This window comes from Gammaproteobacteria bacterium (assembly GCA_003696665.1).
Classification (GTDB): Bacteria; Pseudomonadota; Gammaproteobacteria; order Enterobacterales.
This window is the reverse complement of record RFGJ01000018.1, coordinates 1-1,412: the sequence shown is the minus strand read 5'-3', so window position 1 is coordinate 1,412 and position 1,412 is coordinate 1. Positions and strand designations below refer to the sequence as shown.

Here is a 1,412-nt window from a genome sequence, read left to right as displayed (position 1 = left end):
TGAGGAGCTGTTGTCGGTGACCCAGGATAGAGGCGTTATACCTCGTCGGCTGCTGGAAGGCCGCGTGATGTCCCCGGAGGGAAGCACTGCCAACTACAAACGAATCAAGAAAGGTGACTTTGCTATCAGCCTACGCTCATTTCAGGGTGGAATCGAGTATTCCGATTATCAAGGGATAATCAGTCCAGCTTATACCGTATTGCGCCCTAAGGCAGAAATAGACATAGCTTTCTATCGGTTGTTCTTCAAGACCTACTTATTCATAGAAAAGTATCTGAACATCGCTGTCATTGGAATCAGAGACGGCAAACAGATCAGTATCCCAGATTTTATGAGCATAAAAATTCCAAGACCTCCAATCGAAGAACAGAAAAGTATCGCAGGCGTGCTTACGATTGCCCAGAAGGAAATTGACCTTCTGAAACAACTGGCGGAAAGATACAAAAGCCAAAAGCGCGGCCTGATGCAGAAGCTTCTCACAGGCCAGTGGCGGGTAAAGATGAGTAAGGAGGTGGCATAATGGCAAAAAAATACGCGCCTTTGGCGATTGCCTACGACTTCGATGGCACTCTGTCGCCAGGCAACATGCAGGAATTTGACTTCGTACCCAAGATCGGGATGTCCAGAAAGAAATTCTGGGGCGAGGTCAACAGGCTCGCAAAGAAGCATAATGCCGACAACATCCTCATGTACATGATGCACATGCTGGACAAGGCACGAGAAGCGAAAGTCCCAGTAAGACGGGAAGACATTCGGCATTTCGGAGAATCGGTTGAGCTATTCTCCGGTGTGATCGACTGGTTTGGTCGTATCAACAAATATGGCAGAGAACATGGCGTCAACGTACAGCATTACATTATTTCCTCGGGAATCCGTGAGATGATCGAAGGCACTCCCATCGCGGGAAAATTCGCCGCAATCTATGCTTCCGCATTCGTCTATGACCATAACGGTGTGGCCCAATGGCCCGCGCTGGCAATCAACTACACGACGAAGACACAGTATCTTTTCCGCATCAACAAGGGCGTAGAAGAGGTCTATGATAACAGCCGAATCAACGACTATGTTCCAAAACATGAACGCCCCGTACCTTTTGAGAACATGGTGTTTATCGGGGACGGGGACACCGATATTCCATGCTTCAGACTCGTCAAGGAACAAGGTGGCCACGCCATCGCTGTCTACAGGCCGAATACAAAGGGCGCAAAAAGAAAAGCGGAAAAGCTCATCAAAGACGGCCGGGTCAACTTCATAGCGCCTGCGAACTATGAAGCCGGAAGTGAACTCGACGTTATCGTCAAAGGGATCATAGGCAAGATTGCTGCGGACTGGCGCTTGCGCGGTCTTGGGATGAAGGAATAGGGGCATGCAAGGCTTCCGCTTCAACGAGGAGTATCTCTCCCAGATCCCAG

2 protein-coding genes are annotated in these 1,412 nt (G+C 49.5%); both read left to right on the top strand.

Features of this window, described 5'->3' with window-relative positions:
* The coding region (locus D6694_00450) for a restriction endonuclease subunit S (protein RMH48452.1) at positions 1–520 on the top strand (520 nt) is incomplete at its 5' end.
* Complete coding sequence (locus tag D6694_00445; GenBank protein RMH48451.1) at positions 520–1,362, top strand: haloacid dehalogenase-like hydrolase; 843 nt, start codon at positions 520–522, stop codon at positions 1,360–1,362. The genes D6694_00450 and D6694_00445, both read left to right, overlap by 1 nt.
* The last annotated feature ends 50 nt before the right edge of the window (positions 1,363–1,412 follow it).